Source organism: Olleya sp. UBA1516 (assembly GCF_002323495.1).
Taxonomy (GTDB): domain Bacteria; phylum Bacteroidota; class Bacteroidia; order Flavobacteriales; family Flavobacteriaceae; genus Olleya.
Map to the genome: position 1 here is coordinate 138,423 of NZ_DCQO01000009.1, position 25,628 is coordinate 164,050.

General features: G+C 31.5%; 28 protein-coding genes. 18 read left to right on the forward strand and 10 right to left on the reverse strand.

Annotated features, from left to right (window positions below; all coding sequences use genetic code 11):
- Positions 1-3: 3 nt before the first annotated feature.
- A complete protein-coding gene (locus tag B2989_RS04730) occupies positions 4-1,632 on the reverse strand; it encodes an acyl-CoA carboxylase subunit beta (protein WP_292944907.1) in 1,629 nt (542 codons plus the stop codon).
- Between the two features lie 202 nt (positions 1,633-1,834).
- Between B2989_RS04730 and B2989_RS04735 the strand changes: the two genes are divergently transcribed.
- The 5 genes from B2989_RS04735 to ettA all read left to right on the forward strand — a co-directional run bounded on the left by B2989_RS04735 (position 1,835) and on the right by ettA (position 5,560).
- A complete protein-coding gene (locus B2989_RS04735; protein ID WP_292944909.1) occupies positions 1,835-2,365 on the forward strand; it encodes an NADPH-dependent FMN reductase in 531 nt (176 codons plus the stop codon).
- A 24-nt stretch (positions 2,366-2,389) separates the two neighbouring features.
- The gene (locus tag B2989_RS04740) at positions 2,390-2,830 is read left to right on the forward strand and encodes a MarR family winged helix-turn-helix transcriptional regulator (RefSeq protein ID WP_292944912.1); all 441 of its coding nucleotides are present in this window, start codon (positions 2,390-2,392) and stop codon (positions 2,828-2,830) included.
- A 12-nt stretch (positions 2,831-2,842) separates the two neighbouring features.
- On the forward strand, positions 2,843-3,559 hold the full coding sequence (locus B2989_RS04745) for a pirin family protein (protein ID WP_292944915.1): 717 nt from the start codon (positions 2,843-2,845) through the stop codon (positions 3,557-3,559).
- 97 nt (positions 3,560-3,656) lie between these two features.
- Positions 3,657-3,839, forward strand: a complete 183-nt coding sequence (locus tag B2989_RS04750) for a CAL67264 family membrane protein (RefSeq protein ID WP_028281998.1) — start codon at positions 3,657-3,659, stop codon at positions 3,837-3,839.
- Positions 3,840-3,868: 29 nt separating this feature from the next.
- A complete protein-coding gene (ettA, locus tag B2989_RS04755) occupies positions 3,869-5,560 on the forward strand; it encodes an energy-dependent translational throttle protein EttA (RefSeq protein WP_292944926.1) in 1,692 nt (563 codons plus the stop codon).
- Between the two features lie 63 nt (positions 5,561-5,623).
- Here the strand turns inward: ettA and B2989_RS04760 are convergent, their stop codons facing one another.
- The 3 genes from B2989_RS04760 to B2989_RS04770 form a co-directional block, all read right to left on the reverse strand.
- Complete coding sequence (locus B2989_RS04760; protein ID WP_292944929.1) at positions 5,624-5,746, reverse strand: hypothetical protein; 123 nt, start codon at positions 5,744-5,746, stop codon at positions 5,624-5,626.
- A 313-nt stretch (positions 5,747-6,059) separates the two neighbouring features.
- Entirely contained in the window at positions 6,060-6,239 is a 180-nt protein-coding gene (locus tag B2989_RS04765; protein ID WP_292944932.1) for a hypothetical protein, read from the reverse strand.
- A 41-nt stretch (positions 6,240-6,280) separates the two neighbouring features.
- Positions 6,281-7,060, reverse strand: coding sequence for an MBL fold metallo-hydrolase (locus tag B2989_RS04770; protein ID WP_292944935.1), 780 nt, complete (start codon positions 7,058-7,060; stop codon positions 6,281-6,283).
- 169 nt (positions 7,061-7,229) lie between these two features.
- Between B2989_RS04770 and B2989_RS04775 the strand changes: the two genes are divergently transcribed.
- The 9 genes from B2989_RS04775 to B2989_RS04815 all read left to right on the forward strand — a co-directional run bounded on the left by B2989_RS04775 (position 7,230) and on the right by B2989_RS04815 (position 17,731).
- Positions 7,230-8,570, forward strand: coding sequence for a microtubule-binding protein (locus tag B2989_RS04775; protein WP_292944938.1), 1,341 nt, complete (start codon positions 7,230-7,232; stop codon positions 8,568-8,570).
- A gap of 156 nt (positions 8,571-8,726) precedes the next feature.
- Positions 8,727-8,924, forward strand: coding sequence for a hypothetical protein (locus B2989_RS04780; protein WP_292944941.1), 198 nt, complete (start codon positions 8,727-8,729; stop codon positions 8,922-8,924).
- A 60-nt stretch (positions 8,925-8,984) separates the two neighbouring features.
- Positions 8,985-10,046 carry a hypothetical protein gene (locus B2989_RS04785; RefSeq protein ID WP_292944943.1) on the forward strand — a complete coding sequence of 354 codons (1,062 nt, stop codon included), beginning with the start codon at positions 8,985-8,987 and terminating at the stop codon, positions 10,044-10,046.
- Between the two features lie 134 nt (positions 10,047-10,180).
- A complete protein-coding gene (locus B2989_RS04790) occupies positions 10,181-12,142 on the forward strand; it encodes an AAA family ATPase (protein ID WP_292944946.1) in 1,962 nt (653 codons plus the stop codon).
- The gene (locus B2989_RS04795; protein ID WP_292944949.1) at positions 12,132-12,716 is read left to right on the forward strand and encodes an NUDIX domain-containing protein; all 585 of its coding nucleotides are present in this window, start codon (positions 12,132-12,134) and stop codon (positions 12,714-12,716) included. The genes B2989_RS04790 and B2989_RS04795 overlap by 11 nt, the downstream gene beginning before the upstream one ends.
- Positions 12,717-12,761: 45 nt before the next feature.
- Entirely contained in the window at positions 12,762-13,997 is a 1,236-nt protein-coding gene (locus tag B2989_RS04800; protein WP_292944952.1) for a DUF6638 family protein, read from the forward strand.
- Between the two features lie 69 nt (positions 13,998-14,066).
- Positions 14,067-14,603 carry a hypothetical protein gene (locus B2989_RS04805; RefSeq protein ID WP_292944955.1) on the forward strand — a complete coding sequence of 179 codons (537 nt, stop codon included), beginning with the start codon at positions 14,067-14,069 and terminating at the stop codon, positions 14,601-14,603.
- A gap of 72 nt (positions 14,604-14,675) precedes the next feature.
- Positions 14,676-16,439: a hypothetical protein gene (locus B2989_RS04810; RefSeq protein ID WP_292944958.1), complete on the forward strand. Its 1,764-nt coding sequence runs from the start codon at positions 14,676-14,678 to the stop codon at positions 16,437-16,439.
- A 242-nt stretch (positions 16,440-16,681) separates the two neighbouring features.
- The gene (locus B2989_RS04815; RefSeq protein WP_292944961.1) at positions 16,682-17,731 is read left to right on the forward strand and encodes a T9SS type A sorting domain-containing protein; all 1,050 of its coding nucleotides are present in this window, start codon (positions 16,682-16,684) and stop codon (positions 17,729-17,731) included.
- A 53-nt stretch (positions 17,732-17,784) separates the two neighbouring features.
- Here the strand turns inward: B2989_RS04815 and B2989_RS04820 are convergent, their stop codons facing one another.
- Genes B2989_RS04820 through B2989_RS04830 form a run of 3 tightly spaced genes read right to left on the reverse strand, consistent with a single transcriptional unit; the run spans position 17,785 to position 19,575 of the window.
- A complete protein-coding gene (locus tag B2989_RS04820; RefSeq protein ID WP_292944964.1) occupies positions 17,785-18,261 on the reverse strand; it encodes a GNAT family N-acetyltransferase in 477 nt (158 codons plus the stop codon).
- 2 nt (positions 18,262-18,263) lie between these two features.
- The gene (locus B2989_RS04825) at positions 18,264-18,554 is read right to left on the reverse strand and encodes a hypothetical protein (protein WP_292944967.1); all 291 of its coding nucleotides are present in this window, start codon (positions 18,552-18,554) and stop codon (positions 18,264-18,266) included.
- Entirely contained in the window at positions 18,547-19,575 is a 1,029-nt protein-coding gene (locus tag B2989_RS04830) for a formimidoylglutamase (protein WP_292944970.1), read from the reverse strand. The genes B2989_RS04825 and B2989_RS04830 overlap by 8 nt, the downstream gene beginning before the upstream one ends.
- A 94-nt stretch (positions 19,576-19,669) precedes the next feature.
- Between B2989_RS04830 and B2989_RS04835 the strand changes: the two genes are divergently transcribed.
- Positions 19,670-20,554: a chromosome partitioning protein ParA gene (locus tag B2989_RS04835; protein WP_145001825.1), complete on the forward strand. Its 885-nt coding sequence runs from the start codon at positions 19,670-19,672 to the stop codon at positions 20,552-20,554.
- 100 nt (positions 20,555-20,654) lie between these two features.
- On the opposite strand, the gene hutI is transcribed toward B2989_RS04835, so the two are convergent.
- Positions 20,655-21,890, reverse strand: a complete 1,236-nt coding sequence (gene hutI / locus B2989_RS04840) for an imidazolonepropionase (protein ID WP_292944976.1) — start codon at positions 21,888-21,890, stop codon at positions 20,655-20,657.
- A 157-nt stretch (positions 21,891-22,047) separates the two neighbouring features.
- Here hutI and B2989_RS04845 point away from each other — a divergent pair, with 157 nt between their 5' ends.
- Positions 22,048-22,638: a Crp/Fnr family transcriptional regulator gene (locus tag B2989_RS04845; protein ID WP_292944979.1), complete on the forward strand. Its 591-nt coding sequence runs from the start codon at positions 22,048-22,050 to the stop codon at positions 22,636-22,638.
- 153 nt (positions 22,639-22,791) lie between these two features.
- On the opposite strand, the gene fumC is transcribed toward B2989_RS04845, so the two are convergent.
- Positions 22,792-24,189: a class II fumarate hydratase gene (gene fumC / locus B2989_RS04850; protein ID WP_292944982.1), complete on the reverse strand. Its 1,398-nt coding sequence runs from the start codon at positions 24,187-24,189 to the stop codon at positions 22,792-22,794.
- Positions 24,190-24,338: 149 nt separating this feature from the next.
- A complete protein-coding gene (locus tag B2989_RS04855) occupies positions 24,339-24,644 on the reverse strand; it encodes a winged helix-turn-helix transcriptional regulator (RefSeq protein WP_292944985.1) in 306 nt (101 codons plus the stop codon).
- Positions 24,645-24,775: 131 nt separating this feature from the next.
- On the opposite strand from B2989_RS04855, the gene B2989_RS04860 reads away from it, so the two are divergent.
- Both B2989_RS04860 and B2989_RS04865 read left to right on the forward strand, forming a co-directional pair.
- Positions 24,776-25,288 carry a VOC family protein gene (locus B2989_RS04860; RefSeq protein WP_292944988.1) on the forward strand — a complete coding sequence of 171 codons (513 nt, stop codon included), beginning with the start codon at positions 24,776-24,778 and terminating at the stop codon, positions 25,286-25,288.
- A gap of 140 nt (positions 25,289-25,428) precedes the next feature.
- On the forward strand, positions 25,429-25,602 hold the full coding sequence (locus B2989_RS04865; RefSeq protein ID WP_162874834.1) for a hypothetical protein: 174 nt from the start codon (positions 25,429-25,431) through the stop codon (positions 25,600-25,602).
- Positions 25,603-25,628: the final 26 nt, after the last annotated feature.

Below are 25,628 nucleotides of genomic sequence, written 5' to 3' on the forward strand. Positions count from 1 at the left end.
TACCTATACTTGTAAAACACCCATGTTAAAAGGTTTTTCGATAGGAGCGTGGTTTGCAGCATCAATTCCCATGCTAATCCAAGTTCTTGTATCTAATGGATCTATTACACCATCTGTCCAAATACGTGCTGCAGCATAGTAAGGTGATACTTGGTTATCGTATCTAGCTTTAATTTTATTAAATAACTCGTCTTCTTTTTCTTTAGTAATCGTTTCTCCTTTCTTTTTAAGCGATGCTGTTTCTATTTGTAATAAAACTTTTGCAGCACTATTACCACTCATAACCGCCAGTTCTGCACTTGGCCAAGCAGCAATTAATCTAGGGTCATAGGCTTTTCCGCACATAGCGTAATTACCTGCTCCATAACTATTACCTAAAATTATAGTAAATTTTGGTACAACACTATTACTAACAGCGTTAACCATTTTGGCACCATCTTTTATAATACCAGAGTGCTCACTTTTACTTCCAACCATAAAACCAGTGACATCTTGTAAAAAGACTAATGGGATTTTTTTCTGGTTGCAATTAGCAATAAAACGTGTCGCTTTATCTGCACTATCATTATATATTACACCTCCAAATTGCATTTCTCCTTTGGCGTTTTTAACTAAAGTACGTTGGTTAGCCACTATACCTACAGCCCAACCGTCAATTCTTGCGTAAGCAGTAATAATAGTTTTTCCGTAGTCCTGTTTATATTCATCAAATTCTGAGTTATCAACTAATCGTTTGATAATCTCTTTCATATCATATTGATCTGCTCTAGATTTTGGTAAAATTCCGTAAATGTCTTGTGGATTTTCTTTTGGTTTTTGTGGCTCATTTCGGTTAAAACCAGCTTTGTCATGATCTCCAATTTTGTCTACAATACGTTTAATTTTTTCTAAAGCATCTTTATCGTCTTTAGCTTTATAATCTGTAACACCACTAATTTCGCAATGTGTGTCTGCACCACCAAGTGTTTCGTTATCTATTGTTTCACCAATTGCAGCTTTAACTAGGTAGCTTCCTGCTAGAAAAATACTTCCCGTTTTATCTACAATTATAGCTTCGTCACTCATTATTGGTAAATAAGCACCACCAGCCACACAGCTTCCCATGATTGCAGCAATTTGGGTAATTCCCATACTACTCATGATAGCATTATTTCTAAAAATTCGTCCAAAATGTTCTTTATCTGGAAAAATTTCGTCCTGCATTGGTAAGTATACGCCAGCAGAATCTACCAAGTATATAATTGGTAATTTGTTTTCAATTGCTAATTCTTGAGCACGTAAATTCTTTTTTCCTGTAATAGGAAACCATGCACCAGCTTTTACTGTAGCATCATTGGCAACAACAATGCATTGTTTACCTTTAATGTAACCCATTTTAACTACAACACCTCCAGAAGGACAACCACCATGTTCTGCGTACATATCTTCTCCTGCAAAAGCACCAATTTCGATACTTTTTTTATTGCTATCTAAAAGGTAATTAACACGCTCTCTTGCGGTCATTTTACCTTGTGCATGCAGTTTTTCTATACGTTTTTCTCCACCACCTAACTTGACTTTGGTTAGTTTGGTTTTAAGTTCAGAAAGTAATAATTTGTTATGATCTTCGTTTTTATTGAAGTTAATATCCATTGTAGTTATTTTGTTTGTTGTAAAAATACAAAAGAAAATAGTCTAATAAAACTACAATTTTTTAATTGTACGCTATATTCAATAATTCTGCTTTTAATTACCTAACACTATTTAAGTTAATTTGTTTCGTTTTAAATATTAAACAAGGGTTTAGTTTCCATGTAATATATATATTGTATATTTGTATAAAATAAATTTACAGATGAAAAATATAATAGCATTTGGAGCAAGTAATAGTAAGACTTCAATAAATAAACAATTAGCAACATACGCATCTTCTTTATTAAAAGATACAGAAGTTGAAGTTTTGGATTTAAACGATTTTGATGTACCAACATACAGCGTGGATTTAGAGGGTAAATCCGGAATTCCGGACAATGCGCAACATTTGTTAAATAAAATAATGTCTTCGGATGGTTTAATCATTTCGTTAGCAGAGCATAATGGTGCTTATACTGCAATATTTAAAAGCTTGTTTGATTGGATGTCTAGGATTGATGTCAAATTGTTTAAGCAAAAACCAATGTTATTAATGAGCACGTCTCCAGGAGCAAGAGGAGGACAATCAGTCTTTGAAATTGCAGAAAACAGATTCCCAATTCATGATGCAAACATTGTTGCTAAATTTAGCTTACCATCATTTAATGATAATTTTAAAGAAGACAAAATTGTTGATGCAGACTTGAAAGCATCATTAGTAGAAGCTGTTAATACTTTAGCAGAACGTCTTTAATATTTAAATAATAAATTAAAAGTCATGGGTGATTTTGCCAAAGACATTAATTCTAAGTTTGAAAATAACAGAATAAAAGCCATGCTAAATATTCTGTATACAGCAAATTATATTACTAGTTATCAAAACGACTTTTTTAAAATCTACGGTTTGTCTCCGCAACAATATAATATTTTAAGGATATTAAGAGGAGCAAAGGAGCCAATAAAAGTGCAAACTATAAAGGAGCGCATGGTGGAACGAGCACCAAATTTAACGCGTTTGACCGATAAACTTTGTGATAAAAAACTAATTAATCGTATTGCTTTTCCAGAGGATAGACGTGTAGTTTTAATTGAAATTACTAAAAGTGGATTGGATTTATTGGATAAAATTAAGCCCAACAATCCATCGCATAATTTGATAGACAAACTGACGGAAGAAGAAGCAGGAAGGCTTAGTGATTTGTTAGATAAAATGAGATAATAAATTTTAATTATGAAAACAATACTACATAAAGCATCAGATCGTGGTTTTGCAAATCATGGTTGGTTGCAAGCTAATCACAGTTTTAGTTTTGCACAGTTTTATAATCCCGAAAAAATTCAATTTGGAGCCTTACGTGTTTTAAATGATGATGTTATCGCACCAAGTATGGGCTTTAGTACGCATCCACATGATAATATGGAAATTATCACGATACCTTTAAAAGGTACGCTTAAGCATAAGGATTCTATGGGAAATAAATGGGAAACCATTCAATCTGGGGAAGTACAAATTATGAGTGCTGGTAGTGGATTAATGCATTCAGAAATGAATGCTAAAACAGACGAGTATTTAAGCTTGTTTCAAATATGGATTATACCAAATAAAACAAATGTTACTCCACGTTATGATCAACGTTTTTTTAATGCGGAAGAGCGACAAGGTAAGTTACAGACATTGGTGTCATCTATTGATAATCAGGATGAAGGTTTAAAAATCCACCAAGATGCTAAGTTGTCCAGAATAGATTTAGCCCAAGGTCAAAATTACACTTATAATACCATAAGTAAATCACACGGAACCTATATAATGACTATCTCTGGAGACGTAACTATCCTCAATAATATATTATCTACAAGAGATGCTTTAGGAGTGTCAGATACAGATAGTTTTACAATTAATACTAATAGCAATGCGCAATTACTTTTTATAGAAGTTCCTATGTCTTAGTATATGTATAATTTTATCGAAAAAAGCATCCTAAATAGGATGCTTTTTTTGTATAAATAAACGATATTTGTAATTCAAATTTTACTAAAAATAGATTATGGCAATGAATAAAAATACTGTGTTAGCTTGGGCTACCACAATAATGATAATAGTAGGATTAGCATTAATCGCATTAGGCGCCTTTAGATACGACGATGTAGCAGGTTGGGGTTTTGCAGCTGTTGGTGTCGGTTTTTTTGCTGTGGCTTGGGTGTTTAACGCACTTAAAGGAAGAGTATAATCAAATTAATAATTAAAACATTACAATAAATGTCTGACGATAAAAAAGTAATTTTCTCAATGTCTGGTTTGACCAAGACATTTCAAAGTGCTCAAACACCAGTACTTAAAAATATATACTTAAGCTTCTTTTATGGAGCAAAAATTGGAATTTTAGGTCTAAACGGTTCTGGTAAATCTACATTACTAAAAATTATAGCAGGTGTAGATAAAAATTATCAAGGAGATGTTGTCTTTTCACCTGGTTATTCTGTAGGGTATTTAGAGCAAGAACCTCAATTAGATGATGATAAAACAGTTATGGAAGTGGTACGTGAAGGTGCTGCAGAAACCGTAGCTATTTTAGAAGAATACAATAAAATTAACGATCAATTTGGTTTAGAAGAAGTATATAGCGATCCAGATAAAATGGAAAAGCTTATGAATCGTCAAGCAGAGCTTCAAGATCAAATTGATGCATCTAATGCTTGGGAATTAGACACAAAGTTAGAAATTGCTATGGATGCGTTACGTACGCCAGATGGTGATAAAAAAATAGGTGTATTGTCTGGAGGAGAAAGACGTCGTGTGGCTTTATGTCGTTTATTACTGCAAGAACCAGACGTTTTATTATTAGATGAGCCTACTAACCACTTGGATGCAGAATCTGTACATTGGTTAGAGCACCATTTAGCACAATATAAAGGAACTGTAATTGCTGTAACGCACGATAGATACTTTTTAGATAACGTAGCAGGATGGATTTTAGAATTGGATAGAGGTGAAGGTATTCCATGGAAAGGAAACTACTCGTCATGGTTAGATCAAAAATCTAAACGTATGGCTCAAGAAAGCAAAACAGCATCTAAACGTCAAAAAACTTTAGAGCGTGAGCTAGAATGGGTTAAACAAGGTGCTAAAGGTCGTCAAACAAAACAAAAAGCACGTTTAAAAAATTATGACAAGTTAATGAGTCAAGATCAAAAACAACTTGACGAAAAACTTGAAATTTATATACCAAATGGTCCACGTTTAGGAACTAACGTGATTGATGCGATTGGTGTAAGCAAAGCGTATGATGATAAATTATTATACGAAGATTTAAATTTTAATTTACCTCAAGCAGGTATTGTTGGTGTTATTGGTCCAAACGGAGCAGGTAAAACTACAATTTTTAGAATGATAATGGGTGAAGAAGCGCCTGATAAAGGTGAGTTTAAAGTAGGAGAAACTGCTCAAATTGCTTACGTAGATCAAAAACACTCTAATATTGATCCAGAAAAAACCATTTGGCAAAACTTTAGTGATGAGCAAGAGTTGATCATGATGGGTGGAAAAGAAGTAAATTCTAGAGCTTATTTAAGTCGCTTTAACTTCTCAGGAGGTGAGCAAAACAAAAAAGTAAAACTACTGTCTGGTGGAGAGCGTAACCGTTTACACTTAGCAATGACACTTAAAGAAGAAGGTAACGTATTACTTTTAGATGAGCCTACCAATGATTTAGATGTTAATACATTACGTGCATTAGAAGAAGGACTAGAAAACTTTGCTGGTTGTGCAGTAGTAATCTCTCACGACAGATGGTTTTTAGACCGTATTTGTACGCATATTTTAGCGTTTGAAGGCGACTCTCAAGTCTATTTCTTTGAAGGTGGATTTAGTGAGTATGAAGAGAATAAGAAAAAACGTTTAGGTGGAGATTTAATGCCAAAACGTATCAAGTATAAAAAATTGGTAAGATAAGTTTACTAATTTTTAAGCATAAAAAAAGCAGACTAATTAGTCTGCTTTTTTTATGTTTTCTTTTTATTGATATAAATGACCATCAGTAAAATCTGTATAGTTATTACTATCTTTTTGCGATTTTAATAACGTTTCTATTTTTTTATTCTCCAGATCAAGCGCAATTTCTTTTCTATCTATTTTCATTTGTTTTTTTGTCATTAAAATAAGAATAAAAACAAAAGCAAAACAAAGCATCCAAAAAGTAAGTGTCATCCACAAATCCATGATTATATTTATTTTAATTTAGTATTAAGTGGGTATTCACTTTAATAAATATGATTATTATTAGTTTTGTAATTGAATAAATCTATACTTTCAATTTCGCTGTTTTTAATGTCAAATTGACGTAATGCTTTATTCCATTTTCTTTTTAAAATAAAAGATCTATAAATAGGCAAGAAAAATACTAACGTATATATTAGGATACAAAATATTATTTGAACAGCTAGAATCATGATTATTTAGTTTTAAGTCTTTTAATCTCCTTTTTTAGTTGGTATACTTTATAAATATTTAGAGCAACTAAACTAGTCATTGTAATTAAAGCAATAGCAAGAATTGTAATTAGTTTTTCATTAGGCAGTTTTACGGATGCTTCTGCTATACTTTGTAAAATAAGTAAAAATTTAGACGTCATAAAATGATAATTTGGGGAAATAACAGTTCCAAATATAATAATTATTTTTCAGGATACCATTGTAGTTGTACAACCTCAATATCAGGATTACCTTCATTAACTAACGTTTTAAATTTAGCAACATCACTCAAACCATCTTTTCCTCTGTAGTGAAAAGGATACACTTGTTTAGGTTTAAAATCTAAAACAGCACTTGCAGCACTATCTACAGTCATAGTGTAAGGTAAATTCATACATACAAATGCTTTATCAATATTTTGTAAAGCTCTCATTTCAGTAATATCCTCAGTATCTCCAGAGATGTAAACACGTTCTCGACCAAAAGTTAAAATATAACCATTTCCGCGTCCTTTAGGATGTCTAGAAGTCTCGTCTTCCGGTAAATTATACATTGCAATTGCTTCTAACGGTATATCTTTTACCACAGCAGTTTGTCCATTAGCTATAATTCGCAGCATAGGCTTAAAATCTGCTTCAAATGTATCTGCTACTGCTTGAGGCACAACTAACAAAGCATTGTTTAGTTGCAACTCTTTTAAAGTATCAATACTTAAATGATCACCATGTATATCTGTTATTATAATAATAGTTGGGTCTTTTTGACCTTCAAACGCTTTTTTTCCTCCTGTAGGATCTACATATATGGTCTCGTTACCATAATTTAATACCATTGTTGCGTGACTGATAGGTGTAATTTCTAAAGTTTTACTAACAGTTTCTGTAGTGTCAATGTCAGTTTTTACAATTTCCGTTTTAGGTTCACCTTTACAACTTGTTAATAGTAAGGCTATTGTTAATATAGGTAGTGCTAATTTTTTCATTTTAAAAATTTTATTATAAAGATACTTACTTTTTTATTGGTCAAAATTATTTGTAACATTTTTATAACAATTAATACTTATAATATGAGCAACAAATATTTCCACAACTAATATTTTTTAACGAAATTGCTTACACAAAATTTGTCCAACCTTAAAAACAAGAATATATATGTCTGATGATTTTGATTTATTAGAAACAAACGCTAACGAAAAAACAGAGAAAGTAGATGTCAATTGGGGAAAAGCAATTGATACCATGAAATCCAAATTAGCACAAGAAGACGATCCAGAAAGTCGTCAAAAAATCTTAAACGCAACATTGGACGACGTTGTCGGTATGGCAGAAAAAGATCGTACCACACTTTTAGATGCTATTAAAGACTTAACAGATTACCAAGACGAGGTTGGTATTTTATTTGAGCGTTTTTCATCATTAAATGACAAAGAACAAAAAGTAATCGACGATGCTCAAAAAGCATTAGAACGTTCTAAAATCGAGTTAGAAGACGCACAAAACAAACCTGACACATGGTGGAATAACCTTTGGGGACGTAAAAGCAAAATTAAAGCTGCAGAAAAAGCTTTAGAGGCAGCCGAAAAAGTACGTGCAGGAGCAGATAACAAAGCAAAAGCAATGTTTCAAGAACGTATCGAAAGTGCAGACATACAAACACTATTAAGTGAGTTATCATACAAGTCTCAAGCAGCAGTAACACGTCTTAAAAATCGTGAGGTAGAAATCAAAGAAGTAGAAGATAAGTTACAAGATGCAATCGTAGAAGCGTCTAAAAACCATACCAAAGCTTTAGAGAAAAAAGACGAAACTGAAGCTAAATTAGAAACGCAATACGCATTACTTAAACAATCACGTCAAGCACTAGAAGAAGTTGCAGATAAACAATCTACAGAATACTCTGAAGCGTTATCAAAAGTAACTAAACTAGAGCAAGAAGTAGAAGAGTTAGAAGGACTTAAAAACGCCTATACAACCCTTGCTGCCTCTAAAGATAGTTTTGTACACAAGCATAATTTAACAATCAAAGTATTAACTTCATTACGTAGTAATTTGCAAACACATCGTGCTAAATTAAAGTCAGATACAGAAGAGCGTCTTAAATATTACGACGGTTATGTCGTGGCTTTAAAAGCACGTACAGATCAAGAGTTTGCTGCTATTTTAGAGCATTTAGGAGTTAAAACAGACGAGCATATCGGAGAGACTTTAGCATCAATGCATACCGCAAGTGCAAGAGCACGTCAAGAGATGATGGACAACATTCCAGTGCACGAAAAAGTTATGCAAGGTGTTTATCGCAGTTATGCAGAGGCGTTGCATGAGATTAGAGCAAAAGATGTGGATATCCAAAAGAATTTTGCAGACCGTTACGGAATTGACATGAAAGAGATTTTTGAAGAGTATTATAACTCAGATAATACAACACCTTCAGGAGACGATGCACCAGCAGGAGCACCAAAACCAGAAGCATCAAACAACGATTTATTGTCTTAAAATTAGTTTAGCGTTACCTACTTTAGCTTTTAAGGGCTAAAGTAGGTCAGGCTTTACGTTATATCTTTTGCAAAAAAGCAAAAGGATACCACTTCAATCCTTAACGCGCTTACTCAAACCTTAAAGTGCAAATCAAAAATAAAAGTCAATAGTAAAATGTCAAAACAATTAAGACTAGTAATTGCAATCATAATCATGATAGGTTTTATTTTACTTGGTATTTACATCCTAAAAATCAGTAATACATTTATAGGTCAAATAATAGGTTGGTCTAATATTACCTTTTTTGGAGGTTTTCTAATTTGGGCATTATTTAAGTATCTAACAAATAAAAAAAAGGGTTATCATAATTAAAACATTCAAAGCTTAACAGACTTAAAACGGACTATAACAACTGAATATTGAACATTTAAAATGAGTATAAACCACATTGTCACACCATTAGATTCATCTATATTAGATAGTAAAGATCAATATGTGTTTTATCACAAAAAGGTAGATTTTGCCTTAAAAGAATTAATTGTTGGCGTACAACAAAATGGCTTATGTACTCCACAAGAAATTGTTTTCTTTAAACAATACTGCGACTTACTACTTTACTCCATAGAAGCCATGCGTGTCAAATACATGTACGATGAGGAAGACAACATGAAGGTAGATGTTACAGATTCTGGTTTTCCTAATTATTTAGAGTTTAGATACCTATATAACGACCTGTCTTTACGCGACAACTATTTAAACAAGTTAAAAGATGTGTCAGAACTTCAAGACGAATTTCTGGACCAATTATTACGCAAAAAACAACCTGTTAGACGTGATAAATTATTTCAAGCAGCATCAATAGTATATTACACATCAGTAGAGCAGCAATATATTTTTAACCGTTTTGTACAAGGTAAAATTATAAAAGCACCAGAAGGTAGTAAGGCAACTTATATGACCAGTTGGAGTTTTTACGATGTCTCCTTAAACCGTCCCTTTATTTGCTATATGTACTTTGATTATGATGGTAAAGATCCATTAAAAGAAAAAGAAGACATATATGACACTTTAAAAACAGTGGCAGATCGTAAAATGAATATGGATACTATGGCTTATGGTATTGATAGACGATTAAAAAATGTATTTCCAAAACACATAAAACGTTTGGATATAGGTGCTTTTCATAACGTATTTGCAAAAGACGATAACGATTTAACGCACACCATTCTAGAAGCAATAGGTAAAAAAGAAATTCCTTTAGAAGCTTATGCTTTGTCTTTTAAAGTTCACGAAGTATTTACAGGAGGCCAATTTAAAGAAGGTGGATATTTTAGCAAACAAACACTTCAAAATTGGAGTACACCAATAAAAGAAGGTTACGTATTTGCACCACATCGTATCATCCAATTACTATACAATAAAAATCCAGAGATTATGAATAAGTTGGCAAAACCACCTTTTCAGGTATCAGATTTAAAAATTGATAAAAATTAAAAACAGTTTACAATCGCAGTCTCAGTTTTGTAGTGTTGCGATTTTAAAAAAAAATAAATATTTAAAGTTTAAGAAGCGTAAGCATTTTGAGTAATCACTGTATACTGCGACGACAAACCGAAAACTAAAATTACATGGAACACAACTCAACCTTCCCTATAAAAAAATCAGAATTAGACGTTTTACGTGACGAAGCTTCATCATACTTAAAAAGTATCAGTTGGGAACAAGGATCTCGAGCAAAAAACAAAGATAAAGACGCTAAAGATGAGTCAATATTATTATACCTGTCTAAAGCAAATAATGGATCGTCTGCATCAATCACTTCGGTTTCAAAAACCATTTTAGCATTAAAAAAGCGATTATTACCAGATTCGGTAGCCATACCAATTCTTTTAAATCAAACATTATACGCAGTACAAGAAGGATTAACTTTAGGGATTTGGATAAAAGACAGTTATTATGATGCGTCAGGTTTATCTAGTCTAAACGAGCGTAAATCGGCTTTGGATAATGATGGTAGACGTGAGTATGAAAGTAAGATGCAAACAGCAAGTGCGTTTATGTTATTTGCGACTGCTTATAAAATTTTACACTTGTTAAAACCTCATGCTTCTGACGATTTAAGTGTTATGAAGCAAAAATTTGCTGGTATTCCAGAAGTCTCATTACTATCACCATTAAAAGGTGTCTCTTGTGCGTTATTTTATTATGATAAATATTTAGCACATCCAAATATTATAAAATCAGACAAAGACGTTGCAGATTTTACAGTGGTATATTTTGAAGCTTTGTTAACCGAAATCAGTTTACGCAGAAGCAACTTAGAATATACTGAGACTATCGTTGACAGAACCTATAAATTAGAAAACAGTGATTTTGCTATTTCAGGATGGGAAAACACCTTTCAAGGTACCGCAAAAAGTGTTGAGTTTAATAAAATTCAATTCGAGCAAATTGTAGGTAACAGAGATGCAAAACACTTTGCAAGACGTTTAACGGAACGTATGTTGAGTTACGATTTTGAAGCAAAGAAAAACCCCTTTCAAGAGCTTGGTGGTTTTATGCCAGTTTTTATGGGTTATGGTATTCCTGGAACTGGAAAAAGTATGTTAATTGCTGCAATAGCAACTAGATTAAAAGAACATTGTGACCATTTAGATATTCCGTTTTTATTCCACCCAATGCCAGATACCTTAATTAGTACATTTCAAGGTGGATCTGCTGAGAAGATGGTGGATTGGATGAAACCAATGCAAGATCCTTCAAAATTAATATTTGCTCCAATTGATGATGCTGAAAATAACTTGCAAGAACGTACAGCACAAGGTGTGTCTGCAGGTGTAAAAGAAGTTATTGGTGTCTTTTTAAGATATACAGAAGGTGCTTACGCAGTTAATTATGGTAACAGCTCAATTGGGTTGTTTACTAACCTTCCAGAAATGTTAGATAAAGCAGTTATATCACGTGTCCAAGGTCGTTTTAAAATTGATGGTGCACGTAGTGAACATGATTTTTTAGATCAAGATCATTTATGGTGGAGTAAACTGGATAAGACTATGCCAGAGTTTGTTAACATGCAAGGACCTGCAGATTATAAATATTTACAGGATCAAGGACTAGCAACAAATATGGGAGAAATCTTAAACGTGTCAGATAAACCAACGGAATTACGTGTTTTAGAAGCTTACGATAAAGCAGAAACACAACATAAAACAAACTCGCACCAATTTTATGCGACTTTATATAAAGAGATTCAGAAGATATTTCCATTTTTCTCTTCCAGAGATGTGCGTAATATCCAAAGTGCAGTGTCGCTGCGTTTAACAGATTTTGATTTAGAACAAAGCTGGTTTGATAATCCGGAAACGTATTTCAAAAAAGATTATAATACTAAATTTAATATGTTACAAGAATTAATGAAATCTAACATGAAAGGTCTAAACTTTTCAGAAATTAGAAGACAAGAAGTGGTAAGATATTTAGACAACGTTGCAACTATTGCAGATACGGACTTTAAACGTAAGGTAGACGCTAGAATCAACCAATTAAACATAGAAACTAAAGCAAGAGATTTATTTAGTAATGGCCAATAAATTAAAAAATGTAGTAATAAATACCTTATATAAAGGTTGGGCAACGTTAAACGAGGTGTCGTTTTCATATAAAATGAAAAATGAATCTTGGGTAAATCAAAAGCGCGAATCTTATGATAGAGGTGATGGAGCAACAGTTTTGTTATATAACAAGATTAAGAAAACGGTTATTTTAACAAAACAATTTAGAGTGTCAACGTTTTTAAACGGAAATGACTCTGGTTTTGTTCTAGAGGCTTGTGCTGGGATGTTGGATAATGACCAACCAGAAGCTTGTATTATTAGAGAGATTGAAGAAGAAACTGGATATAAAGTTAACACAGTTACTAAAATATTTAAGGCGTATTCTTCTCCAGGAGCTTTGACTGAGATTTTACATTATTTTACTGCAGAATATACAGATGACATGAAAGTTAGTGATGGAGGTGGTTTGGATAGTGAGCATGAGGATATTGAAGTGTTAGAAATACCATTTACAGAAGCTTTACAAATGATTAAAACAGGTCAACTAGTAGATATAAAAACCATTTGTTTATTGCAGTATGCTCAAATAAATAATGTGTTTGATGCGTAACCGTAACCTTGTGATAAATAATAATAAAAGAAATTAAAAGGTGTAATGAATAAACTTAAACTAGCAAACCTTTACAGAAGTGAGCTTATTCCAATTAGTGGTAAGTTGGTAGACCGTTATAATCTATGCCTTCAAAAATTAGGGTTTACACCAACAAAACTAACCCATTTTTCAATTGATGGGATTGGTTATAGTCCAGAAATTGCAGAAGAAAAAGGAACAACAATGTACCTTAATAATGGCGAAGCTAATCCACATGCCATAATTATTTCACCTTTACAAAAAGGAAAACCTGTGTATTCGCCTTTTCATAGTTTTGATAGAGAGATGATGAAGCAGGTGTTTCAAGTTCATGGTCAAAAAATCAATGACATTACAAGGGATTCTGCTATATGCATAGATTTTGACCAAGATATTGATGCTTTTTATGAACCACTAGATGTGCTTAAATACGATAAGGTTTATATCAAATTTCATTTAATAAATAACTTAGATCAAATACAAAAGCAGCAACAGCAATTAATTGATAGTTTTAAACAAGGTAATAATTTTATTGATGAAGATTTACATGCAAAACTTTTAGAATCAGCCCAAACATATGGCGATTTACGTGGACGCGATTTAAGCTTACATAGTTTACAATATCAAACAGATTCATTTTACACAAAGTCGTTTGGAGGTGTTTATGTTTTGCGTGATTTTATTTCGCCAATTATTGTTTTTGAAAATCTTAAATGGTACAAAGAAGCTATTAAAGACACGATTTACGACATTACTATTTTTCATATTGAGCAGCCAGAATTAATGGACAAATTGCGTAATCATGTTATTATTGAACACGATTTGGAAGAAGCTTTAAACACAGACAGATACCAACGTATTAAAAAAATGGAATTTGCTATGGCGTTAAAAGATACGCAACATCCATTACGTGATATTTTAAATGATGCAGTATTGTTTAAAAGTTACCTAAATAAATTAGATATTGATACCAGAAAACGCATCATGGGTGTGGAGTTGTATTTGGATAAACTTGAAGTTAGTAACCAATACAAAATAGCAGATATAGTAGATTCTAATTTGTTTAATGCATTGCATTTACCACACTCTTCATTAATAGCAAAGCATCAAGATTTAATATGGAAATTATTAATTAATGTGTCTCCAAAAGATGTTTTATTCTTGTATTGGTATGATAAAGAAGAGTTTTATAGACAATATAACTCATGGGATGACTCATTTAAAGATTGGGTTATAGAAACCATAAGTAACAATATTTAAAAATTATAGACTAATTTAGTAAAGGTTGCAATCAAACACCTTTTTATTAATCAAAACACAATTAAAACCATGGGTTTAGAAATTATAATATTTTTTGGAGCAATTCTTTTTGGGATTTTTATTTATTGGACAGAGTCTAAAAGTAATGCAGTGTATCGCTTTTTTAACAAAGTATTTAATAGTAAAGAACTGCAGATGAAACCAGGAAATCCAAAAGGATTTATTTATAAGCAAGCTATTTTGCCTAGAGTATTGTTTGTTGCATTTACATTTTTAATTGCAGCGCTAATCATTCAGTTTTTAACTCCAATAGCTATTTTTAGTACTTATTATGGTATTTCAGCATTTGCTTCTGCTATTTTCGGAACTTTAATAGGAACTTATGTTGCAAACTTTGTACTTAAATCAGGAGAGGTGATTGAGCAGCAATCAGACTCAATAGAAGATGTAGTAAAAGATGGTTTAAATAAAGGAAAAGAGTTTTTAGAAGACTTTAAAAATAAGGATGCTAAAGTTGTAGAAGCAGCTAAAAAAGAAATAAAAGAAACACCTAAAGGACCAGAAAAAAGTGCTAGAGAACGTCTTAAGGATAAAGGACTAATGTAATTTTTAGGAATTAAATAAAAATAAAACACAATTCGGTTTTTAGCTAAAGCTAATCACCTAAATTATAGATATATGATTAAAAAGTATTGGAATCAAGGCGGAAAGCAAAAAGCAGTTGTAATTATTGTAGCAATAATTGTAATTGCATTATTGTTTTTTTTAAGAGACGATTATCAGCCTGTATTGTTATTTATCCGTAAATATATTTTTGTCATTTTATTAAGTGCAATACTATTATTTTTTGGACTTCGTAGCTTCCGAAACTCGGCATCTACAGGAAAACGTCTAGGTATCCTGGCAGGATTATTGGTCTTTTTTGGAGTGCTTTACACAGCTGGTTGGCACTATCAATTATATGATTATATGAAAACATATAACGTATTTAATAATTTAAATAAAGTTGAAATTAACGAACTGCCTTTAACCCAAAACGAACGCATTCAGCCTTTACGAAACATTTTTTCTATGGCTAATGAAAGCGTCGGAGAAACCAAAGATGTCTCATTACCACATTTAGTAAGAGTGGATGACGAGAACAAATGGACTATGGCGATTCAACCTACTGAAAAATATGTGTGGCAAGGGATTAGTGATAATACAGAAGAAGTGTTTTCAGTCTCAAGTACGACACCTTTTCCTCGTTTTTCTAACGAAAACCGAATTTCAACCACATTTTCTATTGGTGAATCTTTAAAATTTAGCAGAAACACATACAATGCAGTAGTACAACGTTTTAATCCTTGGATGCTATTTAATTACGAACCAAGTGACACGTTTTATATGAAAAATGACAACGGTCAATGGGTAGAAGTGGTAAGTTTAATTAAATGGAAAGGTTTTTTCTTCCCTTATCCAACCTTTGGAGGTGTAATGGTAATAGATAGTGGTGCACATGATTTTAGCGATTATATTGAGCGTGTTACGATAGGTAAAGGAACCTTTATAGCACCAGAAGATATGAAGAATCATCCTTATTTAACACGTCAAAACACATTATCAGAAAAAGTATCACGTTTACAAGCCGAATCGCTTAAGTTTTTAGGTGGATTTAGTGATCCATTACCTTGGAACATGGAAACAGCTGTTAAGATACCTAATCTTCCGGATGATCAAAACCAACAACCATTTGTGACGGATTTTGATTTTTCAGACTCAAAATCTGATGCTTATAGTGGTTTGTATCATTGGTTTGGTCTGGAGCCTGTTGGCGATGAGCGTACAAGTTTAACGTTTAGCGTGTTTGTGCCAGCTGATGGAACAAACAAACTATATTATTATGATCATGCCTCAAAAAAACAAGGTTATGCAGGTGTTTCGGCAATGCCTTTAAAGGTTATTGAATCCAGAAAAGAATATGATTGGTCTGTAAATAAACCTGTCGAGTTTAGACCATACATTAAAAATATAGCAGGTCGTAAACGTATGTTCTTTTTAGGGACTATATCTTCAATAAAAGCAGAAGGAGCACAATTTGATGGTTCTGCAACACCAGATTTAGCTTTAATTGATAGCGAATATAGAGATGTTGTTTGGATAGATGCCAAACACCCAAGTCAGTGGGAAAAATCTGTTTACGATCAATTAAATGAAGCTTGGCGAGCAAGTGAAGGTATTGATGATTATTATATGGACGATGAAAAAGCAGTAGAAGCTATAATGAAAGATTTAAACGATCAATTTATAGCTATTGATACTACAGATTTAAAAGGTAACACCATAAAAGAAAAAGAATCTCTAGAGGCTTTACAGCGTAAATATGACTCTATGGTCAAGCAAAGAGAAGCAGACGATATTGCTAAATTAAAACGCAAAATAGACTCGTTGGAAAATAAGTAAAAAACTAATTAATTATGTTAAGCCTGTTTATAATATAGCTATTGTAAACAGGTTTTTTATTGTAAGAAAAAAACGACCAATGGTAATTAAATTGGTACAAATGGAACTTTTTTTAACCTTTTTAAATATATTTTTGCAACTGCAATAATGTAGCTATTATTTCAATTTTTATTTAAATCTAATTAAAAACCCCTTTCCTAAATTTTGCCGAAAATTAATTTTTAAGGCTTAAAAATTCGCTTATGAAACAAATTTACAATTTATTATTTTTAGTGTTTGGTATCTTTACAATCAATGCTCAAACAACTGTTGTGACAACTGGTACAACTAACCCTTATAGATTATCATTGTCTGGTAACGACTTGTACATATCAGAGTTTAATAGTGGTATTGTCTCTAAATTAGATATTACTGCTCCATTACCAACGACTAAATCAAATGTTATTACAGGATTAAATAGACCAATGGGTATTGTTGCAACAGGTAACTTTATTTATGTGGCAGAACATTTTGGTAATAAAATATCTAGAATTGATATTTCTGCACCAACAGCTACAATGTCAACAGTAATTTCTGGTTTAAATAATCCAACAGGATTAGCTATTAAAGGAGACGAACTTTATTATGCAGAAACAGGTAGTAATTCAATCTTTAAAATAAATCTAACAGATGCAGTGCCAACCGCTGTTTTAGTAGCTAACGCATTTAATGCACCTTACGGAATCTTTTTTAAAAATGATATACTGTACATCGCTGAGTTTTCAGGTAATAAAGTGTCCACACTTGATGTAGCTTCAGGAGCAACAACAGGTACAGATTTTATTACTGGCTTTAATTCTCCTATCGATTTGACTATAAACGGAAACACGTTATATGTAGCAGAGTATACAGCAAATAAAGTTTCAAAAGTTGATATTTTAGCAGCAGTACCTACTAAGGAAGATTTAGTGTCTGGAGTACAAACTCCGATTGGTTTAGCAGCTAATACTAGCGAAGTTTATATAGCTGAATTTGATGCAAATAAAATTTCTAAATACAACTTACCGACTTTATCTGTAGATGGGTTTGTTTTAAGCAAATCGTTACAATTATATCCTAATCCTTCTAGTAACTTTATTAAAGTGTCTAATATGGAAAAAGCTTTAAACTACACGGTTTATAATAGTTTAGGACAACAAGTGTTAAAAGGTAAAGTTGAAAAAAATGAAAGTATAGATATTCAGAATTTATCTAGTGACTTATACCTATTTAAATTAGAAGATGGTAATACTTTAAAGTTTGTTAAAAAGTAAACGGTTACTTAATATGTTATAAATTAAAAGCACTAAATTTTTTAGTGCTTTTTTTATTTTTTTAAGTCAAATTCCATTTTTATATCAGCACGTTTATATGGTGTGTTTTTTTCTAACACGACTTCTTTAAAACCAAACTTATGATATAAATAAATGGCATTTTCTAATTTACGATTAGAGTAGAGTAGTAGTCTTTCAAAGTTTTTGGCTTTAGCAAAATTAATACAATGCTCTAGTAGTTGTTGACCAATTTTATGACCTCTTAAACTAGTTGATACAGCCATTTTTGTTAATTCATAACCAGCTTCATTTTTTAAGGGCATGAAGGCATAAGTGCCAACAATTTGATTTTCAAATTTGGCAAAAAATATATAACCACCTTTGTCCATGATGTATTGGTCAGGTTTGCTTAAAACCTCTTCGTCATAAGGTTCAACATAAAAATAGTGTTCTAACCATTCTCTGTTTAGTACGTAAAAATCCTTGGCGTATTTTTTATCAAAAGGGATAATGTTAATAGTAGGTTTCATTTTTACTTTAAAATATAAATTGCAAATAATAACAATAAAATTGAAATTACAGATATAAAAAAGGTCAGGTTAAATATAGATTTGTCTGCTACTTTTTTTCTAAATAAATCAACAATCATCCAAATAGGAATTGCAATACTTAATCCTAAAGCAGGTAAGGTCATAACACTTGATAATGTTGTAAACCAATTTAAATCAACTTGATTAATATGTAAAAAAAGAAGTGTAATTATAAAAACAAAGACTAGTAAAGCTAATGTTAGTCTAATGTATTCTATTTGTAGTTTAGTCATTTTTATTAGAGTTTGAGCGTATAAAATCTGTAATTAAATAGCTAATTAGTTTACCAACTTGTGAGGCCTTTTTATTTTTAGCTACAGCTTCACAGATATGTAAATATTTAACATTGTCAAGTGCAGCAAAATAATGTAAAAATTGTCTTGTTTTTTCTGCTGAAAAGCCACTAGATGTTTGTGCACTACTAGGAGTGTTTATAATAGCATCGCAATCTATTTCAATTCCAAAATGGGTTGTATTTACATGTTTTTTGGCACGTCGTAATTCTTTTTTAAATTTTGAATTTTGTCTGACAGCTAGTGCTTCATAAGTATTAAAATCTAAATGTTTATTATCTTTAAATTGAGTAAATACTTGTGATGATGTGTAATTTTCGTGTAACCCAAATGCAAAATAGCGTTTTAAAAAACCTTCAGCGTAAGCGTAACTAAAACCATTACCACTATGTCTACCTTCTAATGCTCTAAAATCTGTATGTGCATCAAAATTAATACTATTTATGGGTTGTTTTAAAGCTAGACTTGTACCTTTTATCATTCCATAAGCATTATTGTGTCCACCACCAATTGCGATGGGTATTTTACCTGCTTTTACAATATTGGACACTAAATCTACAACGTGTGTATCCATTTGAGCCACTAATTTTCTGGCTTTAGCGATATGCTTAGGATCATCTTGATTTAATTTAGAAAGCTGTTTTTGCTCTTCTGTAAAATCTAAATGGCCTAGGACCAAAACATTTTTGGCATTAGTAAAAGCATTGCTTTGGATATTTAACAAAACTTTAATTGTAGCATCCCAAGCGGTTGAAGTGCCTGATTTACCTAGATTTGCAAACACACCAATAGCTTCTGGTATACCAAAAATAACGTACTTGACGTCCAAAGGTTTAAGAGAATCGTATATATTTGAAACGCTGGTTAACGTGTTAGTATGTTCTCCAAATTTAGTTTCGCCAAGACGAGTATTTAGTAGATTATTTATAATTGAGTTATCAAATAAAACTAATTTATCCATTTACTTTTTATGTAGTTTTGAAAAATTAAAATTACGTTTTTATTATTAAAGAATAACTAGAAAATTAACGATTACCATTTAAAAACAAATAATTATGGCAAATAAAACAGCAAGTACAGGTTTGAAGGTTGCATTAGGTATAGCCTTAGCTTTATTTATCGGAACCGGAATTTATACATCGACTTTGTATAAAGACAAACAACAAACTGAGCAGCAATTAACACAAGAAAAAAATGACGTTTTAAACGACTTAAATACAATGGTTGCTAAATATGATGTCGCTTTAAGCGAAAGTCAAGTGACTAACCAAAATTTAGTAGAAGCTAGAGAGCGTATTCAAAGTTTAATAGACTCGTTAAAAGTATCGGAAAACAATGTTAGTAGTTTATGGAAATACAAAAAGAAGTATTTAGCATTACAAGATGAAATGGATGTTTTATTATCTGAAAACGATAGATTAAAAGTAGAAAATATGCATTTAGCGACTACTTTAGATAGTACTAATGTTAGATATGAAGAAAGTAGAATGTTTAATGATTCTCTAGTTGTACAAAATACAGCGCTTGCTGAAGTAGTAGAAAATGCTGCAGTTTTAACAACAGCAAACTTAAAGGGTTTTGGAGTTATTGAACGTAATAATGGTAAACTTATTCCAACAGAAAGAGCAGGAAGAAGCGATAAAATTAGAGTATGCTACACAGTTGCTAAAAATAAATTAGTACAGTCAGGAGATAAAGAATTGTATGTACAAGTTATAGATCCTAAAAACAATATACTAGGTGTAAATCAACAAATTAAGTTTGGTGAACAAACACTTAATTATAGTATTATAAGTAAGTTTAATTACGAAAATGGAAATCTAGATATCTGTGAATTTATAGTAAATAGTACAGATGATGATTTTGAAAAAGGACGTTATCAAGTAAACGTTTTTAACTCAAACGAATTGGTTTCAAGCTCTGAGTTTACACTTAGATAATAGCTTGAACTAATATTAATTGTTTATTCCATAACAAAAAACCTGAAGGCTAATGCGTTCAGGTTTTTTTATATTTAAAACATAAAGTACTTATGGTTTGCTAGATTATTTCACCATTAATTATTACTGTTTCTATATGGTTATCACCAAAAGCATAGGGTAAATAATTATAGCTTGATATAGGTTTAGTAATTATTATATTAGCTTTTTTTCCTTTGGTAATACTACCATATTGTTTTGATATTCCCATTGCATAAGCACCATTTAGTGTTGCAGCATTAATGGCTTCTTCAGGCGTTAACCTCATTTTTATACATGCAGTACTTACAACAAAATTCATATTTCCAGAAGGTGTTGAGCCAGGATTATAATCTGTTGCTAAAGCTAAAGGTAGTCCAGCATCAATTAATTGTCTTCCTGGTGTGTATGGTATACTTAAAAAGTAAGAGCAAGAAGGTAACGCAACTGGCATTGTATTACTGTCTTTTAAAGCATTAATATCTTCGTTATTTAATTCTTCTAAATGATCAACACTTATAGCATTGTGTTTTACAGCTAAAGCAATACCTCCAAAAGCATTAAATTGATTAACGTGTATTTTAGGAATTAAATTATAGTCTTGTCCAGCCTTAAGTATTTGCGCTGTATCGTCTAAATCAAAATATCCCTTTTCGCAGAATACATCAATATATTGCGCTAAATTTTCTTTAGCAATTTGAGGTAACATGTCATTAATTATCTGGTCTAAATAACCTTGTTTATTATCTTTAAACGCTAATGGTAATGCATGAGCACCTAAAAAGGTAGCTTTAACTTTTATTGGAAAATCTTTTTTAAGTCGTTTTATAACACGCAGCATTTTAATTTCTGCTTCAGGTGTTAAACCATAACCTGATTTTATTTCGATTGCACCTGTACCCAAACTCATAACAGCTTTAAGTCGTGTAACAGATTGGTTATACAGGTCATCTTCACTAGTGTCCTGCAGTGTTTTTGCGCTATTTAAAATACCACCTCCACGATTAGCTATATCTTCATAACTTAAACCATTAATACGATCTACAAACTCTTGAGATCTGTCGCCAGCGTACACAATATGTGTATGCGAGTCACACCAAGTAGGTAAGACCAATTTACCTGACGCATCAATAATTTGGTCCGCATTTATACCTGTAACGTCAGACATCTCTCCATAATCTACGATTGTGTCATTATCAATTAATAGGTAGGCGTTTTTTATAGTTGGTAATTCCTTCATTTGTAAACCAGAAACTTTTAAAATAGTTTCATCTCTTACTTGAAGTAATTCCTTGATATTTGTAATAAGTATGGTCATAATTGGGCAATAATTTAAGTTCAAATATAGATAAAATGCATAGTACTGAATAATTCTTTTTGCATTACTTATTGTATTAATATAAATGCGCTACATCGAAAATTTATAGGCTTCATCATTTAAAATGATACATTTAACCTGTGTGTAAATAATTATTATGGTAGCTGAAAAGCCAATGTATTACAATGAAATTAAATCTTATATAACATCATTTTATCCAATATCCGAAGCGTCTTTTAATTTGGTTTATGAAATTGCTCATATTAAGCAAGTTAAATCGGGAACTGTTTTAGTAAATATAGGAGACGTTCCTAATAAAATATATATGATAAATAAAGGGGTTATGCGCTCCTATGTTAGATTAGAAAATGGGAAAGAGGTAACAAAATCAATTTTTGTACCCAGAATTATTTTAGCGTCATTTCGTGCGTTAATTAATCAAACACCTTCTGAGTGTATTTACGAGTCTTTAACCGACTGCGAAATTTACGAGGTTGACTATTTTAAGTATAAAGCACTTTGTGAAACTAATGCAGAGGTACTTGGTTTTCATGCTAAGTTTTTAGAACAATTATTGTGTCAGCATGATGCTAAACATATTGAGTTACTAACAATGAATGCGAAGCAGCGTTATTTAAAATTAAGAAAAGTTATACCAAATATTGATAATTTGATACCGCAATATCAAATTGCAAAATTTTTAAGTATCACTCCAGTGCAATTAAGTAGGATTAGAGCAAAACTATAGTATTTATTAACATATGTTAATGAATAGAAATTTAATTAGTTATAAACTTGTAATGGTTATTTAAAACCATCCCTATTTATAATTAATAACTAACTAACAAAAAACCGATAAGTAAGCTTATCGGTTTTTTAATTTAAGATATATTGTAATGTACTATTTTAAAGCACCAACCATGTCTTCTGGTTTAACCCACTCGTCATAATCTTCAGCAGTTACATAGCCTAAGTTAACAGCTTCTACTTTTAAAGTTGTTCCGTTTTTATGCGCTGTATTAGCAATTTCAGCAGCTTTATAATATCCAATTTTAGTATTTAAAGCAGTTACTAACATTAATGAGTTATTTAGTAATTCTTTAATAACTTCATGGTTAGGTTCTATTCCTGCAGCACAGTTTACATCAAAACTAACACAAGCATCACCAATTAATTGCGCAGATTGTAAAATATTTGCAGCCATCATTGGTTTAAATACATTCAATTCGTAATGTCCTTGTGTACCACCAACAGTAATAGCAACATCGTTACCCATTACTTGTGCACAAACCATTGTTAACGCTTCGCATTGTGTTGGATTTACTTTTCCTGGCATGATAGAACTTCCTGGTTCATTTGCTGGTATAATAATTTCGCCAATTCCAGATCTTGGTCCTGAAGCCATCATACGTATATCATTAGCAATTTTGTTTAATGATACAGCTAATTGCTTTAAAGCACCATGACTTTCTACAATTGCATCATGTGCTGCTAATGCTTCAAACTTATTAGGAGCAGTTATAAATGGTTGTCCAGTAAATTCTGCTATATATTCTGCTACACGTTTAGAATACCCTTTAGGTGTATTTAAACCTGTTCCAACAGCAGTACCACCTAAAGCTATTTCGCTTAAATGAGGCAAAGTGTTTTCTAAAGCTTTTAATCCATGGTCTAATTGAGAGACATAACCAGAAAATTCTTGACCTAAAGTTAAAGGTGTTGCATCCATTAAATGGGTACGACCTATCTTAACAACGTTTTTAAAAGTTTCTGATTTCTTTTTTAAAGTATCACGTAATTGTTTTACACCTGGAATTGTTGTTTTTACAATCTTAGTATAAGCAGCAATATGCATTCCTGTTGGAAACGTATCATTTGATGATTGCGATTTATTTACATCATCATTAGGTTGGATAGTTTTTTCGCCTTCTCCAACAGTTTTTCCTGCAATTTGGTGTGCTCTATTTGCAATAACCTCATTAACATTCATGTTAGATTGCGTTCCAGAACCAGTTTGCCATATTACTAAAGGAAATTGATCATCATGTTGACCATTTAAAATCTCATCACAAACTTTAGCTATAAGATCTCTTTTTTCAATTGGTAAAACACCAAGTTCGCAGTTGGTATAAGCAGCAGCTTTTTTAAGATACGCAAAACCATATACCACTTCTAAAGGCATAGAGGCTACGTTACCAATTTTAAAATTATTTCTAGAACGTTCTGTTTGTGCACCCCAAAGTTTATCTGCAGGTACTTTAACTTCGCCCATGGTATCTTTTTCTATTCTATATTCCATTATAAAGATTGATTAATTTTAAGATTACGAAATTACGAAAATTGTAGAGTTTAATATCCTCTGTTTATAAAATTTTAATAAAAATAACTTTGGTGAATTATAGTAGAAAAAAGACCAATATTGCTAGTTCTTTTATTGATTAATTTTAGTTATACGACGTGTTTATAATCTTCTAAACCCCAAGTATCCATACTTTTTAAAATAGTCTCTAATGATTGTCCGCGTTTACTAAGTTTATACTCTACTTTAGGAGGAACAACAGGAAAAACGGTACGTATTATTAAGCCATCTTTTTCCAATTCTCTAACCGTTTGAGTAAACATTTTGTTAGAGATGCCTTCAATCTTACGTTGTAACATTCCAGAACGTAAACCACCATCTAATAAGTGAAACAATATTAAGGGTTTCCATTTAGTACCAATCAAACCCATGGTATAATTTAAAGGACATTTCATTATTATAATCTAAATATTAATTATATGTTTCTTATAATCAATAATTTACTCGTTTGGGTAACTATGTTACTTTTAAGTAAGTTATTGCCTATAAGGCAAATATATAGTAATTTTGAAAAAAAATATAAATTATGGAAACAATAAAAAATTATCCAAAATCATTTTCTCATGTAGGCATAACGGTTCCTGATATTAAGGAAGCTGTTAAATTTTATTCTGAAGTTATGGGATGGTATGTAATTATGGAACCGTCTATTGTTAAAAAAGAAAAGGAAACAGCAATAGGGCAGATGTGTATAGATGTTTTTGGAGATGATTGGTCTACTTTTGAAATTGCACATTTAGCTACGTCTGATGGAATAGGAATAGAATTATTTTCTTTTCCAAATGGTGTAAAGGAAGCTCCAGAATTTAATCCTTTTAATACTGGTTTATTTCACTTTTGCGTTCAGGACCCAAATATTGAAGCGTTAGTTGAAAAAATTGTGGCGTATGGAGGAAAACAAAGAATGCCAATTAGAGCGTATTATCCAGAAGACAAACCATTTAAAATGTGCTACGTGGAAGATCCATTTGGTATTGTGTTTGAAGTGTACACACATAGTTACGAATTAACGTACTCATCTGGTGCATACGCTAAGTAAAAATCGACTAATATCTGAAGTAATAAAGGATAATTTATAAGGTTATTAACAACTATGTTAATAATTTTTGACTTTGTATTGTATAAAAAACAAGTTTACTTTATCTTTGCAGTAATAATAAACTAGAAATTAAACACATTATGTTCGAATTTGACCAATATTTAGGCTTTTTAGCATTTTTAACTATCTTAACCATAGGGTTTTGGTTAATGATATTTTTAATAACTTTTGTAGTTCCTTATTGGATTGGAGGAAGTTTAATAGAGCGTTTAAACGAGATTAAAGAAGAGAAAAAAGCTAAGCGTAACGCTTAATTTTAATTAATTATATAAAAAAAGGG